The 15685-nt window shown below is 74.6% G+C and carries 10 protein-coding genes; 5 read left to right on the forward strand and 5 right to left on the reverse strand.

Annotated elements, in window-relative coordinates; genetic code table 11:
- Positions 1-48: 48 nt before the first annotated feature.
- Positions 49-1011, reverse strand: a complete 963-nt coding sequence (locus OG553_RS37980; protein WP_331719237.1) for a hypothetical protein — start codon at positions 1009-1011, stop codon at positions 49-51.
- Positions 1012-1231: 220 nt separating this feature from the next.
- Here OG553_RS37980 and OG553_RS37985 point away from each other — a divergent pair, with 220 nt between their 5' ends.
- On the forward strand, positions 1232-1945 hold the full coding sequence (locus OG553_RS37985; RefSeq protein ID WP_331719238.1) for a MarR family transcriptional regulator: 714 nt from the start codon (positions 1232-1234) through the stop codon (positions 1943-1945).
- A gap of 195 nt (positions 1946-2140) precedes the next feature.
- Positions 2141-2806: a DUF4097 family beta strand repeat-containing protein gene (locus tag OG553_RS37990; protein WP_331719239.1), complete on the forward strand. Its 666-nt coding sequence runs from the start codon at positions 2141-2143 to the stop codon at positions 2804-2806.
- A 15-nt stretch (positions 2807-2821) separates the two neighbouring features.
- Here OG553_RS37990 and OG553_RS37995 read toward each other — a convergent pair whose 3' ends face one another.
- Both OG553_RS37995 and OG553_RS38000 read right to left on the reverse strand, forming a co-directional pair.
- Positions 2822-3679 (reverse strand): metallophosphoesterase, encoded by an 858-nt coding sequence (locus OG553_RS37995; RefSeq protein ID WP_331719240.1) that lies wholly within the window; start codon positions 3677-3679, stop codon positions 2822-2824.
- On the reverse strand, positions 3679-9039 hold the full coding sequence (locus OG553_RS38000; RefSeq protein ID WP_331719241.1) for an acyltransferase domain-containing protein: 5361 nt from the start codon (positions 9037-9039) through the stop codon (positions 3679-3681). Before OG553_RS38000 ends, OG553_RS37995 begins: the two co-directional genes overlap by 1 nt.
- A 204-nt stretch (positions 9040-9243) precedes the next feature.
- Between OG553_RS38000 and lpdA the strand changes: the two genes are divergently transcribed.
- On the forward strand, positions 9244-10635 hold the full coding sequence (gene lpdA / locus OG553_RS38005; RefSeq protein WP_331719242.1) for a dihydrolipoyl dehydrogenase: 1392 nt from the start codon (positions 9244-9246) through the stop codon (positions 10633-10635).
- Between the two features lie 162 nt (positions 10636-10797).
- Positions 10798-11391 carry a DUF1772 domain-containing protein gene (locus OG553_RS38010; protein ID WP_331719243.1) on the forward strand — a complete coding sequence of 198 codons (594 nt, stop codon included), beginning with the start codon at positions 10798-10800 and terminating at the stop codon, positions 11389-11391.
- Positions 11392-11422: 31 nt separating this feature from the next.
- Here the strand turns inward: OG553_RS38010 and OG553_RS38015 are convergent, their stop codons facing one another.
- Positions 11423-11989 (reverse strand): anthrone oxygenase family protein, encoded by a 567-nt coding sequence (locus OG553_RS38015; protein ID WP_331719244.1) that lies wholly within the window; start codon positions 11987-11989, stop codon positions 11423-11425.
- A 196-nt stretch (positions 11990-12185) separates the two neighbouring features.
- On the opposite strand from OG553_RS38015, the gene gdhA reads away from it, so the two are divergent.
- Positions 12186-13535 (forward strand): NADP-specific glutamate dehydrogenase, encoded by a 1350-nt coding sequence (gene gdhA, locus OG553_RS38020; protein WP_331719245.1) that lies wholly within the window; start codon positions 12186-12188, stop codon positions 13533-13535.
- A 75-nt stretch (positions 13536-13610) separates the two neighbouring features.
- Here the strand turns inward: gdhA and OG553_RS38025 are convergent, their stop codons facing one another.
- Entirely contained in the window at positions 13611-15605 is a 1995-nt protein-coding gene (locus tag OG553_RS38025; protein WP_331719246.1) for a helix-turn-helix domain-containing protein, read from the reverse strand.
- Positions 15606-15685 lie beyond the last annotated feature (80 nt).

Consider the following 15685-nt stretch of genomic DNA (forward strand, 5'->3'; position numbering starts at 1 on the left):
CGCCCCCGCACCCCGACCGGGCTGTCGTGATCCGAATCCCCCATCGGATCACGACAGCCTTTCGCGTTCCCGCCGGGCGGTGACGGCCACCGCCGCGCCGGCCGCCCCGGCGAGCAGCAGCACCGCGGCGAGGGCGAGGAGGGTGGCCCCGTCCGGGTGCGCCGGGGACTGGCCGCGCCAGGCCTGCCAGGTCACCACCGCGACCAGCCCGCCGTAGCCGAGGGCGGCGCTGCCGACCAGGCGGGCGCGCACCTTCTCCTCGCGCAGCCAGACGTGCTTCGCGGCCAGGGCGGCCAGTACGGCGGCGACCAGCAGGAGCACCTGGATGCCGTGCAGGGCGAAGAAGTGCGGGACGCGGAAGTCCCCGCCGGTCGTGCTCCAGCCGGTCAGCGGCATGCCGTGGCCGTCGGGGTCGCCGATGCCGTGGCCCTGGTACATCGGTACGGAGCGGCCGTTGGCGTCGGTCACCGTACGGGCGTGGATCTCGGTGGTCATCCAGAAGACCGGCACGAGCATCCCGAAGGTGGCCAGCGCCAGCCCGGCGCGGACGGCCCGGTTCAGCGCGGCACCGCCGCCGCGCTGGAGGAGTACGACGACCGCCAGCACCAGTTGCGCGATGACGATCACCATCACGCCGAAGGTGAGTACGGGGACCAGGGCGCGGGTGACGGGGTCGTCCTGGTCGGCGTTGAAGTGGCTGAAGGTGCCGCGCGCCGCCTGGACGGTGATGGCGGCGACCTCCGCCGTCGCGGCCACCGCGAAGACGGTGCCGAACCACTGCCCGACCCGTCTGCCCCTCCGGAGCTTCGTCAGCAGCCAGGCCAGCGTGCCGGCGTAGAGGGCGAAGGCGAACCCGAACTTGAGCGGCTTGACCCACACCGGCTCGTCCAGCAGCGTCCGGCCGTCGGCCGCGAGCCCCGCGCCGGAGACGAGGACCAAGCCGAGCATGAGCGCGGCGCAGACCACCAGCGAGCGGTGCCAGGTGCGCAGCGGGCTGAGGAAGGACGTCATCACGGGCTCCTTGTCTTCGCAGATGACTGAAAGCTAATTAGCTTTCAGTCATTCGTCAATGAACGAGCCGAAGCGATCTGCAAACTAGCAGGTCAGATGGCTGTAGTTTTGCAATGAGGATGAAGGCTAATGCAAACGCGGGGTCGGGTGTTTGCAATGAGCTGCCTTCGAAAGCAATACTGGGAGCCGAAGCGACGTGAGATGACGACGGAGGTGGCCCGTGCCCGGAGGCCGGCTGACGCACGAGGAACGGCGCGAGATCGCGCACGGGTTGGCGGGGGGCCGCACCTACTCCGAGATCGCCGCCCGGCTGGACCGGCCCGTATCCACCGTCACCCGGGAGGTGGCCCGCAACGGCGGTGCGGCCGCCTACCGGGCCGACGCGGCACACCGGGCGACCGAAGGGCGTGCCAGGCGGCGCGCGCAGTCTCCGGCCGCCCGGGCGTCCGTCGTGCGGGGGGAGGACGCGCACGGGCGCGACCCCGAGGCCGTACGCGAACTGGAGGAGCAGTTCACCGAGATGATGGTCGGCAGCGGCCTGCCGCGGATGACGGCCCGGGTGCTCACCTGCCTGTACGTCACCGACGGCGGGAGCCTGACCGCCACCGAGCTCGCCCGGCACCTCCAGGTCAGCCCGGCGTCCGTCTCCAAGGCCGTCGGCGAGCTCGAACAGCAGGAGCTCATCAGGCGCGAACGCGACCCGGGCCGACGGCGCGACCGCTACGTCATCGACGCCGACGCCTGGTTCCGGGGCTGGATGGCCAGCGCCCGGCAGAACACCACGCTGGCCGACTTCGCCCGCCGCAGCGCCCGGACCCTCGGGGCGTCCACCCCCGCCGGTGCGCGCATGCAGGACATCGGCGACTTCTTCGAGCACGTCGGCCGGGCCATGGTCCGGGCGGCGGAGGAATGGCGGCGGGGCAGCACCTCGTAGCGTTCAGTCGTCGCCTGTTGCAACGGTGGTGTGGTGTTCGTTGCGTTGAATTTAGCTTTGGTGCAACGATTGTGAGGCTGTGACCTGCGGTGATGGTGGTTCTTCGTAATGGGTGTGTTGCTCGGGTTGTGAACGCGACGTAGCGTTCAGGTCGTTGGAAACGCCGAGTGACATCAGTCCGAAGGAAGAGACATCATGCAGAAGTTCGCCACCGCCGCCGCCATCACCGCCGTCCTGGACGTCCCGGCCGGGAACATCCGTTTCATCGCCGCCGACCGTGCCGACACGACGGTGGAGGTGCTGCCCGCGAACGCGTCGAAGAGCCGTGACGTGAAGGCCGCGGAGGAGACCAGCGTCGAGTTCGGGGACGGTGTGCTGCGGATCAGCGCGCCGAAGAAGAGCCAGGTGTTCGGGGCTTCGGGTTCGGTGGAGGTGACGGTGCAGCTGCCGGCGGGGTCGAGTGTCGAGGCGAAGACGGCGTCGGCCGAGTTCCGGGGTGTGGGGCGGCTGGGTGTGGTGTCGCTGGAGAGCGCGCACGGCACGGTCAAGCTCGACGAGGCGGCGGGGGTGCGGCTGGTGCTTGCGGCGGGTGATGTCGCGGTGGGCCGGCTGGGGGGTTCGGCGGACATCCGTACGCAGAAGGGTGATCTGACGATCGCGGAGGCGGCGGGCGGCACGGTGACGCTGCGGACCGAGCACGGTGACATCAGCGTCGGCGCCGCCCGCGGGGTGTCCGCTTCGCTGGACGCCGGGACCTCCTACGGGCGGATCAGCAACGCCCTGCGCAACACCGGCGAGGGCGAGGTCCTGAACATCACGGCCACCACCTCCTACGGCAACATCACCGCCCTCAGCGCCTGAAGGCGGACCCGCTCCTCAGGCGGCCCCGTCCTCGCGGGGCCGCAGGACGTCCCGGAGCACCCCGCGCGGCAGGCCCCGCCGCCTGCGCTCGCGCGGGTAGCCGATGGACACCTCGTCGAAGCGCACCCCGTCGTGGTGCGTCGTGCGGGGGATGTGCAGGTGTCCGTACACCACCGCCGCCGCCCGGTAGCGCAGGTGCCAGTCCGCCGTCAGCGTCGTCCCGCACCACTGCGCGAACTGCGGGTACCGCAGGATGTCGGTCGGCTCCCGCACCAGCGGGTAGTGGTTCACCAGTACCGTCCCCAGCGCCGGGTCCACCTCGTCCAGGCGGGCAGCCGTTGCCGCCACCCTGGCCCGGCACCAGCCGTCCATGTCCGGGTACGGATCCGGGTGCAGCATGAACTCGTCCGTGCACACCACCCCCGACGCGTGGGCGGCGGCGAGGGACTGCTCCTTCGTCAGCGCCGGATCCCGGAACGAGTAGTCGTAGTGCGTGAACAGCGGAGCCACCACCACCGGCCCGCCGGGGCCCTCCCACACCGGGTACGGGTCCTCCGGCGTGATCACCCCCAGCCTCCGGCACATCTCCACCAGGTACCGGTAGCGCGGCTCCCCGCGCAGCTGCACCGGGTCGTCGGGCGGCGTCCACAGGTCGTGGTTGCCGGGCGTCCACACCACCCGCTCGAAGCGGTCGCGCAGCAGCCCGAGCGCCCACTCGACCTCGGACGCGGTCTCGCTGACGTCCCCCGCCACCAGCAGCCAGTCCCCGGGGGACCCGGGCACGATCTGCTCCTCCAGCAGCCGGCGGTTCTCCGCGTGCACCACGTGCAGGTCGGAGACGGCCATCAGCCGCCCGGCCGGTGCCGCCGCCATCAGCCCGCCACCTTCCGCAGCCAGCCGTCCACGGTGTCCGCGACGGCGCCCGCGTCCGCGCCCAGCAGCGAGAAGTGGTCGCCCGCCACCTCCGCCAAGTGGTCCGCGTACTCCCACCCGCCCGCCCCCGAGACCGCGGACGCCGAGGCGCGCACCAGCAGCGTCGGCGCCGACGCCGGCTCCGGAGTCCAGTCGGTGAACACCCTCAGGTGCCCGCCCATGGCCAGCAGCCGCAGGTCGTCGGTCATCCCCGGCGGCCCCGCCGGGTCGAACAGGCGCTCCGTCAGCGCCGCGGGCCCACGCCGGTTCCCGCCCCGCGCGTACGTGTCGAGCAGCACCACCGCAGCCGCCTCCCGGCCGATCTCCAGCAGCTCCCGGGCCACGGCGTGCGCGATCCACCCGCCGGACGAGTGCCCCAGCAGCACGGGCCGCTCCGCGCCCGCCGCCTCGGCCACCGCCTCCGCCTGGGCCCGCACCAGCGCCTGCCGGCTGCGCGGCAGCACCGCGTCACCGGCGAACCCGGGGTGCCGCAGCACCGTCAGACCCCGCCGTCCCTCCAAGGCCGCCGCCAGCGCGAGGAGCTCGTCCGGGCCGGACCCCGCGCCCAGCGAGGGGAACGCGAACAGTCCCGCCGCCCCCTCCGGCCCGGCCGCCAGCCGCACGGGCGCCGGCCAGCGCGCCACCCCCGACCGGGAGTCGTAGCCGGGCAGCAGCTCGGCCGCCGCCATCAGCAGCGCCGCGCCCTCGGCCGTACGGCCCTGCGCGTGCGCCCCGCGCAGCAGCCCCGCGAAGGTGCCCCCGGCCGCGGACGGCCCTGCGGGTCCAGCACCCGGTGAACCCGGTGAACCCGGTGTTCCCGGTGAAGTCCCTTCATCCGCAGGCCCGTTGGCGGCCCGGCGCGGGCGCCGGACCACCAGGCTCCGCAGCAGCGCCGGTACGCGGGCCCCGTCGGCGCGCAGCCCGTCCGCGTCGGCCCGGGCGGCCACCAGCGTCAGGTTCCGCGACAGGGCGTGCCCCAGCAGGCCCGCCCCGTCCCCGCCCGCCGGGGCCGCCAGCCCCGCCGGGAGGCCGTCGGCGTCGGCGCCCCAGCCCAGTACCGCCGCGGGCAGTCCGGCCGCGCGGCGGCGGGCGGCCAGGGCGGTGAGGAAGGCGCCCACGACCGCGCCGCACTCCGGGCCGCCGGTGCCGACCGCAGCCCCGACGGTGGTGACGAACGCCAGCGGCGTCGGGTACCCGTCCAGGGCGAGCGCGGCGTCGACCGAGGCCTCCAGCGAGGGCCCGTCCGGACCGCTCAGGTGCACGACCGCGGCCGCCTCCTCGCCGGGCCCGACCAGCCGTACCCCGTACGCCTCCACCAGGTGCCGGGCGCTCTCCTCGGCACGCGGCCCCTCCACGGCGCCGCTGAGCCGGACCGTGCCCGGCCCGCCCGTGCCCGCCCCGGGCGCCACGGCCTCCGCCCGCACCAGCCGCCGCGCGTACGCGACCCCGTCGCGCAGGGCCAGGTCAGGCTCCCCGCCGCCCAGCGCCCGCACCAGGGCCTTGCGGCTCGCGTCGCTGTCGTCCACGTCCACCAGCATGATGCGGCCCGCGCCCGCACCGGCGAGCCACGCCTGCACCGAGCGCACGAAGCCGCGTACGGCAGCCCCGACGAGATCGGCGACGCCCTCACCGGGCAGCACCTCCTCGGCGCCGCCCGTGACCACGGCCAGCACCGAACCCGCCAGCCGCTCCTCGGCGAGCCAGGCACCCACCAGCTCCCGCACCCCGTCCACGGCCGCCGCCACGCCCCGCCCGTACAACTCGGCGTCGGCGGCGGGCTCCGGGAGACGGGCCAGGACCAGCTCCGGCACCGGGCCCCCGTCCGCCGCGACCGCCAGCAGCTCCGGCAGCCCGGAGTACGCGGGCGCCCCGTCGCACTCCGGCAGCGGCGACGGACCGGCCCCGCCGCCCGGACCACCGCCCGCCACCCGGAGCAGCGCCCGGCGCGGCCCCCGGACGGGCTCGGCGGCCTCCGCCACCCGCTCCCACACCAGCGCCAGCGGGGTGACGGGCGGTCCGCCCGGCCCGCCCGGCGGCTCGGACAGGGTCACGGTCGCCTCGGCCACCGGACCGCCCTCCGCGTCGGCCAGCTCCAGCGCCACCACCCCGAACGGGCCGCGCACCGCACGCACCCGCAGGGAGGTCGCCCCCGTCGCGTACAGGGCCGCGCCCCGCCAGGCCCCGGCCGACAGCGGCCCGGGCGCCGCCGCCAGCACCGGGTGCAGCGCCGCCTCCAGCAGCGCGGGGTGCAGGGCGTACGGCTGCCCGTGCAGCCCGGCGGGCAGCAGGACCTCCGCGAGGAACTCCTCGCCCCGCCGCCAGGCCCGCACCACCGCCGGGTGCTCCTCGGCCCCCTCCAGGGGCTCCGCGTCCGGCGGCGGCCACTGCGCCAGGCCGAAGGACGGCGCCCCGCCCGGCACCAGAACGGCCGTCAGGTGCCGCAGCCACGGCTCCTCCGGTTCGGCGCCCTCGGCCCGTGAGACGATCGTCAGCCGCCGCCGTCCGGCCTCGTCGGGGGCCTGTGCCAGCAGCTGGAGCAGTACGCCGCCCCGTGCGGGCAGCGTCAGCGCCGCCTCCGCGGCGGCCTCCTCGACCTCCGGCGCGCCGACCGCGCCGCCCACCGCGAGCGCCGCCTCCACCAGCGCCTGGGCCGGCACGCAGCCGGACGCGGCGAACTCCGGGTGGCTGCGCGCCGAGACGGTGCCGGTGAACAGGACGGCCCCGGCCTCCGGGAGGTCCAGCCGCCACGCGGCCAGCGGGTGCCCCGTCGCGGACATCCCGGCCGCGGCGGCCGCGGCGTCCGCCGTGCCGGGGGTGCCGGGGGTGCCGGGGGTGCCGGGGGTGCCCGGGGTGTCGGCCCGGGCGGCCGTGCCCCGCGGGGAACCGCCCACGGGGTACCGCGGTGCCCGGACGGCGGGGCCCCGGCCGCCCGGGCGGCGGTCCTCGCGCCGGAAGGGGTACGTGGGCAGGCCGTACAACGGCGCCCCGGCGGCGGGGACCCCGAGCGGCAGCCTGCCGAGGACGCCGTGGGCGTACAGGGTCGCGGTCGCCGTGAGCAGCGCCCGGACCTCGTCGCCCCGGCGGCACAGGGCGGGCACGACCACGGCCGCGCCCTCGTCGGTGAGGCAGGGCCGGGCCATCGCGGCGAGGGCGCCGCCAACCCCCAGCTCCAGTACGGCGGTGGCGCCCTCGGACTCCAGGGTGCGGACGGCGTCCTGGAAGCGGACGGTCCCGCGTACCTGGCCCACCCAGTAGTCCGGGTTCGCCACCTCGTCGGTGACGATGCCGCCGGTGAGCGCGGACACGAAGGAGATCCGGGGCCGCCGGAAGTCCAGGCCCTCGATGGCCCGCCGGAACTCCTCCAGCACCGGGTCCACCAGCGGCGAGTGGAAGGCGTGGCCAGCGCGCAGGGTCTTCGACTTGACGTCCTGCTCGGCCAGCCGTCCCACGACGGCCCGGACGGCCTCGCGGGCGCCGGAGACGACGACGTCCCGGGGCCCGTTGACGGCGGCGAGCGCCGTGCCCGGCACCAGCAGCGGGGCGACCTCCTCCGCGCCCGTCCGGACGGCGACCACGAGCCCGGCCTCGGGCAGGGCCTCCACCAGCCGTCCGCGCGCGGTGACGAGCACGGCCGCGTCCTTGAGGGAGAGCACGCCGGACACGTGCGCGGCGGCGATCTCGCCGGCGGAGTGCCCGCCGACGAACTTCGGCACGACCCCCCACGACTCCACGAGCCGGTAGAGCGCGACCTCGACGGCGAACAGGGCCGCCTGCGCGGTCCCGGTGCGGCGCAGGGCGTCGGCGGCGTCGGTGCCGGTCCTGGCGGCGGCGTCGGTGCCGGGCTCGGTGCCGGCGGCGGTGTCCTCGCCGAAGACGGCCTCCCGGACCCCGTCGCCGAGTTCGGCGCACACCTCGTCGAAGGCGGCGGCGAACACCGGGAAGGCGGTGTACAGCCCGCGGCCCGTCCCCGGCCGCCGGCCGCCCTCGCCGGTGAACAGGACGGCCAGGTCCCGCCGCCGCGCCGCGGTCCCGCGGACCAGGCCGGCGTCCCGCCGGTCCCGGGCGAGGGCCTCCAGCCCCCGCGCCAGCTCCTCCCGGTCGGCGGCGACGACCACCGCCCGGTGCTCGAAGGCCGTACGGGTGGTGGCGAGCGCCCGGCTCAGGGCCCCCGGCCGGGCGCCGGAGTGCTCGCCCACCCAGGCCAGCAGCCGCCGGGCCTGGGCCCGCAGGGCCTCCGGGGTGGTGCCGGAGACGGCGTACGGCAGCGGACGCCCGGCCCCTTCGGCCCCCTCGGCCCTGGCGTCGGCATCGGCGGGCGGGGCCGTACGCGGTGCCTCCTCCAAGACGACGTGGCAGTCCGGGCCGCCCGTGCCCCCGGAGCCGAGGCCCACGACGAGCCGCCGCCCGGACGCCCCGGCGCGCGGTGCCCCTGCCGGCTCGCGGCGGTCCGGGCCCAGGCCGGGCAGCGCCCCGATAAGGTCCGTGATGCCGACCGCGCCGTGCGCTCCGGCGTAGCGGACCCCGCGCGGATCGACGCCGGCCCGCTCGCGGACCCGGCGCAGCGCCGCCTCCCGTCCCTCCCGGCCCTCGCCCTCGCCCTCGCCCGCGGGCACGGGCGCGGCCGGGCCCGTGCCGTCGCCCCCGTCGACGCCGGTGCCCGCGATGACGCCGAGCACCCGGTCGCCGTCGGCCAGGGCCCGGGCGAGGGGCTTGAGGACGACGACGCCGCCGCCCTCGCAGCGCCCGGCGCCGCGCGAGCGGCCCCCGGCGGACGGCCCGCCCGGCCCGGCGGCGGCGACGGCCGCGCCGGGGACCGGTTCGGGACCGAGCCCGCCGACCAGGGCGATGTCGCACTCGCCGCCGCGCAGGCTCTCGCAGGCCAGGTGAACGGCCACGAGCGAGGAGGAACGGCCGGTGTACACGGTCGTGCTCGGGCCGCGCAGGCCCAGCAGACCGCCGGTGCGGTGGCCGATGGTCCCCGGGCCGTACTGGTACGACGGCGCCGGGTGCCCGTCCCGCACGGCGCCCACGAACACGCCGACGCGCCCGCCGCGCAGCGACCCCGGCACGATCCCCGCGTGTTCGAGGGCCTCCCAGCACAGTTCCAGCACCAGCCGCCGGCGCGGGCCCATCGACGCGGCCTCGCGCGGGGAGATCCCGAAGAAGGCCGGGTCGAAGGCGTCGGCGGCGTCGTCCGGCAGCCGCCACGGGGCGTCCGGGGCCGGGGCCTTCGGCAGGCGGCAGGACAGGCCGACGACCGCGATGCGGTGGTCGGGGGGCACGGTGGCGTCCGGGAGCGGACCGCGAGCGTCTTCAGGCATTTCTTCTCACCCATCCGTCCTGACGCGAGGTGGTGCGGGGGAGATGGTGCGCACAGTGGCTGGAGCCGGACTCAAGAACGGCTGAATCCAGCCGTCCAGCAGGTGGGACGGATCTTCGTCGGCCCCAAAAACGTTCACCCGAAAGGGAGATGAGAGCATGCCGGGAGGGCCCGTACAGCCATGGAAGACGAAAGGTCATCTGCAATGGAGAATTCCGCCGACGGTGTGTACGACGTGGTCATCCTCGGTGGCGGCAGCGGGGGCTACTCCTGCGCCCTGCGCGCGACCCAGCTCGGCCTGAGCGTCGTCCTCATCGAGAAGGGCAAGCTCGGCGGCACCTGCCTGCACAACGGCTGCATCCCGACCAAGGCGCTGCTGCACGCCGGCGAGGTCGCCGACGAACTGCGCCGCAGCGAGTCGTACGGGGTGAAGTCCACCTTCGAGGGAGTGGACATAGCCGGGGTGCACGAGTACAAGGACGGCGTGATCGCCGGCCTGTACAAGGGCCTCCAGGGCATGCTGAAGGCGCGCAGGAACCTCACCCTGGTGGAGGGCGAGGGCCGTCTCCTCTCCCCGACCGAGGTCGAGGCCGGGGGCGTCGTCTACCAGGGCCGCCACGTCGTCCTCGCCACCGGCTCCCAGCCGCGCTCGCTGCCCGGCCTGGCCATCGACGGCGACCGGGTCGTCTCGTCCGACCACGCGCTGTTCCTCGACCGGATCCCCGAGTCGGCGGTCGTCCTCGGCGGCGGCGTCATCGGCGTCGAGTTCGCCTCGGCCTGGAAGTCATTCGGCGTGGACGTCACCGTCGTCGAGGGCCTGCCGCACCTCGTGCCCGCCGAGGACGTCGACATCTCCAAGTCCCTGGAGCGCGCCTTCCGCAAGCGGAAGATCAAGTTCGAGCTGGGTTCCCGCTTCTCCGGAGTCGAGTACACCGAGAGCGGCGTACGGGTCTCCCTGGAGAACGGCAAGCAGATCGAGGCGGAGCTGCTGCTCGTCGCCGTCGGCCGCGGCCCGGTCTCCGCGGGGCTCGGCTACGAGGAGGCGGGCGTCGTCGTAGACCGCGGCCACGTCGTCGTCGACGAGCTGCTGCGCACCGGCCTGCCGACCGTCTCGGCCGTCGGCGACCTGATCCCGACCCTCCAGCTGGCCCACGTCGGCTTCGCCGAGGGCATCCTCGTCGCCGAGCGCCTCGCGGGCCTGCCCGTGAGCCCGATCGACTACGACGGCGTCGCGCGGGTCACCTACTGCGAGCCCGAGATCGCCTCCGTCGGCCTCAGCGAGGCGAAGGCCAAGGAGGTCTACGGCGAGGACAAGGTCGTCGTCAGCAAGTTCAACGCCGGCAGCACCGGCAAGAGCAAGATCCTGAAGTCGGCGGGCGACGTGAAGCTCGTCCAGGTCGTCGACGGCCCCGTCATCGGCATCCACATGATCGGCTCGCGCGTCAGCGAGCAGATCGGCGAGGCCCAGCTCATCTTCAACTGGCAGGCCCTCCCGACGGAGGTGGCGAGCCTCATCCACGCCCACCCGACCCAGACCGAGGCCCTGGGCGAAGCCCACCTCGCCCTCGCCGGGAAGCCGCTGCACGTCCACGGCTGACCTCGCGGTCGGTATTCCGCCATTCGGAAGGGCCGGGGCAACTCCCCGGCCCTTCCCGCTTTTTCGGCAGAACAGCTGGTACGGCGTCAGCCCGAATGCCACGATCACTGCGCCGCGGGCGTGGGGCCCGCCGGTATCCGGCCATCAGGCGAGGACGTATCCATGAACCGGGAACACGGCACCAACCTGGCACACGGCACGCACGGCACGCATGGCGCACACGGCACGAGCAGCACGGCACGTACGGGCGGCGGCGGCAAGGTGGCCACCCTCCTCCTCGGCGTCTCCACCGTCCTCATCGGCCTGATGGCGGGTCTGTTCTTCGCGTTCGACGTCTCGGTGATGCCGGGCCTGGCCACGGGCGACGAACGCACCTACGTCACCGCCATGCAGAGCTTCAACGCCGCCATCGACGGCAACGGCCTCTTCGGCAGCGTCTTCGTCCTCGCCCTGCTCACCACGGCAGCCGCGGCCGTCGTCGAGTACCGCAAGGGCCGGCGCGGGACCGCCGTCTGGGCGGCCGCGGCGGCCGTCGCCTACCTCGTCGTGCTGGTGATCACCTTCGCGGTGAACATCCCGCTGAACAACGAGCTCGCGGCCGTGGGCGACGCGGCGAAGCTGACCGACTTCGCGGTGGTGGACAAGTTCAAGGGCACCTGGGTCACCACGAACGTCCTGCGCACCCTGCTCTGCACCGCCGCACTCACCGCCCTCGTCCGCGCCCTCCTGCTCCACGGCCGCGGCACCGTCCGCTGAGCCGTCCGCTGAGCCGTTCGGGGCTGCCGGCCTAGGCGGCGTGCTGTCCGTGCAGGACCAGCGCCCAGGCCAGCAGCCCGAAGGCCACCGTGCACAGCAGCGTGCGCCACACGTTCGCGCGCACCCACGTCCCCTCGAACGCACGGCGCACGGCGGCCGGATCGGCGATCCGCTCCACCGGCCCCGCCTTCTCCAGGGCGTTGTTGAGCGGGATGTTCACCCGGGCGGTGACGATCATCGCCAGGACGTACGCGACGAGCGCGCCGGCCAGCGGCACCAGCGCGTGGCGCCCGTCGCCCGGCAGGTGCAGGCCCAGCGCCAGGGCGGTGAACACCAGCGAGCCCATGTAGCCGAGCAGGAACCATCCGTTGAGGATGGCCACGTTGATCCGCTGCATCGTCTCGATCACCGTCCGGTCGGACGAGGCGCGCAGCCCTGGCATCACCGCCACCGAGAACCCGTAGAAGAGGCCGCTGACCAGGCCCATGGTGATGGTCGCAGCGATCAGTGACGCCAACCGTGCCGTTTCCACGTGGTCCCCCCGCCTGTGTGGGCGCGGCACGTGCTGCCGCACCGCGATGGCCGGATTCTCGCCCATCCCCGGGCACTGCGCCCCTGATGCGGGCCATACCCAGCTGATCCTACGGTCGTACCCAGGCCACTTCCCGTGGCATCGCACAGGCCCAACGCCCCTGCCGCGCAGGCCGGATGACCTATTCCGGGAGCACCCCCGGCGCGCGGTACCCTCCCGCTGGGCCCGCACGCCCGCCGGAACGCCGGAGAGGAATCAGACCTTGACCGACCCGAAGCACAGGCTGGACGCACTGCGGTCCGACATCGAGCGCCGCAACCCCGCCCAGCCCGAGTTCCACCAGGCCGTACGGGAAGTCCTGGACACCCTGGCCCCCGTGTTCGCGGCACGCCCCGAGTACGCCGAGGCCGGACTCGTGGAACGGCTCGTGGAACCGGAACGGCAGATCATCTTCCGCGTGCCGTGGACGGACGACCACGGACACGTCCACGTCAACCGCGGCTACCGGGTGGAGTTCAACAGCGCGCTCGGCCCGTACAAGGGCGGCCTGCGCTTCCACCCGTCCGTGGACATCGGCGTGGTGAAGTTCCTCGGCTTCGAGCAGATCTTCAAGAACGCGCTGACCGGGCTGGGCATCGGCGGCGGCAAGGGCGGCAGCGACTTCGACCCGCACGGCCGCTCCGACGCCGAGGTCATGCGCTTCTGCCAGTCCTTCATGACCGAGCTGCACCGCCACATCGGCGAGCACACCGACGTCCCGGCCGGCGACATCGGCGTCGGCGGCCGCGAGATCGGCTACCTGTTCGGCCAGTACCGGCGCATCACCAACCGCTGGGAGGCCGGAGTCCTCACCGGCAAGGGCCAGGGCTGGGGCGGCTCCGCGATCCGGCCCGAAGCCACCGGCTACGGCAGCGTCCTGTTCGCCGCCGAGATGCTGAAGGTCCGCGGCGAGTCCCTGGACGGCCTGACGGCCGTGGTCTCCGGCTCCGGCAACGTCGCCCTGTACACCGTCGAGAAGCTCCAGCAGCTCGGCGCCAACCCGCTGACCTGCTCCGACTCGCAGGGCTACGTGGTCGACGACAAGGGCATCGACCTCGCCCTGCTGCGCCAGATCAAGGAGGTCGAGCGGGGCCGCGTCAGCGAGTACGCCGCCCGGCGCGGCCCCTCGGCCCGCTTCGTGCCCGGCGGCCGCGTCTGGGAGGTCCCGGCCGACGTCGCCTTCCCGTCCGCGACCCAGAACGAACTGGGCGCCGAGGACGCGCGCGCCCTCATCGGGAACGGCGTCAAGGCCGTCTCGGAGGGTGCCAACATGCCCAGCACCCCCGAGGCGGTCCACCTCTTCCAGGCGGCGGGCGTCGCCTTCGGCCCGGGCAAGGCCGCCAACGCGGGCGGCGTCGCGGTCAGCGCCCTGGAGATGGCCCAGAACGCGGGCCGCACCGCCTGGACCCGGGACCGGGTCGAGTCGGAACTGGCCGCCATCATGAGCTCGATCCACGAGGTCGCGTACGAAACGGCCGCCCGCTACGACGCCCCGGGCGACTACGTCACGGGCGCCAACATCGCCGGCTTCGAACGCGTGGCGGACGCGATGCTGGTCCAGGGCGTGATCTAGGGGGGTGTTCGGCCCCCTCACTGCCGTCGGGTCCGCGCCCCCGGCCAGGGGCGCGGACCCGCTGTCGTCCGCCCGTCAGGCCGGGGCGCTGCCGGCTTCCGCGGCCCGTCGCCTCAGCTCGGCGAGCTGCTCGCGACCGGTGACGGTGTCGGGGTGGTCGGCGCCGAGCGCGCGTTCGAGATCGGCCAAGAGCCTGGTCATCAGATCGTGAGCGGTGACGGGGTCGCCCGCCTTCGCGGTGCTCCGGGCGTGCTCGTAGCGGCTGACCAGGGTGCGGCGGTGGTCGGGTCCGAGGACGCGGGCCTGGTCGCGTGCGAGCCCCTCGTAGAGGTCGCGCGCCGCGGCGGGATCTCCGGCCTTCGCCGTGTTGCGGGCGTGGTGCCGACGGCTGAGGAGCGTGTCGGGGTGGTCGGCGCCTAGGAGGCGGGTCTCGTAGGAGACGAGGGCGGCGAAGAGGTCGCGTGCGGTGGCGGCGTCGCCGGCCCTTGCCGTGTAGTAGGCGTGCAGGAAGCGGCTGACGAGGGTGTGGGGGTGGCCGGGTCCCAGGACGCGTTCGCGGTCGGGGACCAGTGCGGCCAGCAGGCGGCGCGCGGTGGCGGGTGCGCCTGCCTCGCCGGTGAAGTGCGCGTGTTCGTAACGGCTGTTGAGGGTGTCCGGGTGCTTGGCTCCGAGGATCCGGGTCTGGTCCTGGAGGAGCACCTCGTACAGGGCTTTCGCCGTGGTGGGTGCGCCGGCCATGCCGGTGTAGTAGGCGTGCGCGTAGCGGCTGGTCAGCGTCCTGCGGTGGTCGGCGCCCCGCACACGTGCCTCGTCCGGCAGGAGCGCGGCCATGAGGTCCCGCGCGGTGGCGAAGTCGCTCGCTTCGCAGGTGTAGTAGGCGAGCTCGTAGCGGCTGCGCAGGGTGTCGGCGTGGTCGGCGCCGAGGACGCGGGTCTGGTCGGAGACGAGTGCGGCCGTGAGGTCGCGTGCGGTGGCGGGTTCGCCCGCCTCGGCCACGCAGTGGGCATGCTCGCGCCGGCTGCGGAGGGTTTCCGGGTGGTCGGGGCCCAGATGGCCGGCCGAGGCCTCGGTCAGCCGGGCGTAGAGGCGGGCCGCCGCTACGAAGTCGCCGTCCTCCTGCGCGGCTTCGGCCTCGGCGCGGAGTTCACGCGCCGACTCGTTCGGGGTGTCCGGGCTGGTGGAGGGGTTGTCCGGGACAATGGCGGGCGCGGGTTCGCCGAGTTCGGTGGTGATGCGATGGACCGTGTCCCCGTCGGTGTCGTTGATCGCCGTCGCCCGGGCGAGGGCCGTGTCGAAGTCGTCGCCCTCGGGGTCGGGGGAGGTGGCCGGCGGGGTGGGCGGGGCCAGGTCGGGGAGGCCGTCCGCCGGGGCGGGGCCACCGCTCTGGCCGCGCAGGCGCTCCAGTTCCTCCGTCAGCGCGGCGATCTGCTCCTGAAGGCGCCCGGCCAGGGCTTCGGCCTGCCGCTTCTTCTCCTCGGCCCGGCCCAGCTCGCTCTCGGCCTTGGCCTGCTGGGACCGGGCCCGCGCCAGTTTGTCCCGGACGGCGGACTGGTCGCGCTTCCGGCCGAGCGCGCCGACCCGGTCGTTCAGCCTGTGGATCATGCCGAGCAGGATCCAGATCAGCCGTGCGGAGTTCTCGGCGGTCTGGCGCAGCTCCGCCTGCTGTTCCAGAGCGCGCGTGAGCCGGTCGTAGGTCTCGATCTGCTGCGCCTGCACGGCCGCCAGGTCCACCACCGCCGCACCGGCCGCCCGGGCCGTCGGCTTCGCCGCGCGGGGCGGGTGCACCGCCTCGTACAGCAGGGCGTCCGCCTCGCTCCGCCGGCGTTCGCGCATCGGCGGCGGGACCGTGGCGTCGATCAGTGAGGCGACGAACCGCTGCGGCGGGATCCGCCCGCTGAGTAGCGAGCTGACCTGCGACTTGGAGTAGCTGATCTCCTCCGCCAGGACGGCCAGGGTCTTGCCGGAACCGTCCACCTGCGCGCGCAGGAACGCGGCCAGCCTGCCCGCGCCCGCGTTCACCGGCCGGATCTCCTTCCAGGGCCGGCCCTTGGGCTTGTCCGTTCCCGCCAACGAGGTACCCCCTGCTGTGCCTGCCGTGCTGTGCCTGCCGTGCTGTGCCCGCCGTGCCCGCCGTGCCCGCCGTGCCGTTG

It is taken from the genome of Streptomyces sp. NBC_00158 (genome assembly GCF_045160885.1).
GTDB lineage: Bacteria > Actinomycetota > Actinomycetes > Streptomycetales > Streptomycetaceae > Streptomyces.

Coding starts and splice junctions, on each gene's coding strand:
- OG553_RS37995 (WP_331719240.1), bottom strand. CDS start 3,679: ATGGCGGCGGCACCGGCCGGGCGGCTGATGGCCGTCTCCGACCTGCAC.
- OG553_RS37990 (WP_331719239.1), top strand. CDS start 2,141: ATGCAGAAGTTCGCCACCGCCGCCGCCATCACCGCCGTCCTGGACGTC.
- OG553_RS38010 (WP_331719243.1), top strand. CDS start 10,798: ATGAACCGGGAACACGGCACCAACCTGGCACACGGCACGCACGGCACG.
- OG553_RS38000 (WP_331719241.1), bottom strand. CDS start 9,039: ATGCCTGAAGACGCTCGCGGTCCGCTCCCGGACGCCACCGTGCCCCCC.
- OG553_RS37980 (WP_331719237.1), bottom strand. CDS start 1,011: ATGACGTCCTTCCTCAGCCCGCTGCGCACCTGGCACCGCTCGCTGGTG.
- OG553_RS38015 (WP_331719244.1), bottom strand. CDS start 11,989: ATGGGCGAGAATCCGGCCATCGCGGTGCGGCAGCACGTGCCGCGCCCA.
- lpdA (WP_331719242.1), top strand. CDS start 9,244: ATGGAGAATTCCGCCGACGGTGTGTACGACGTGGTCATCCTCGGTGGC.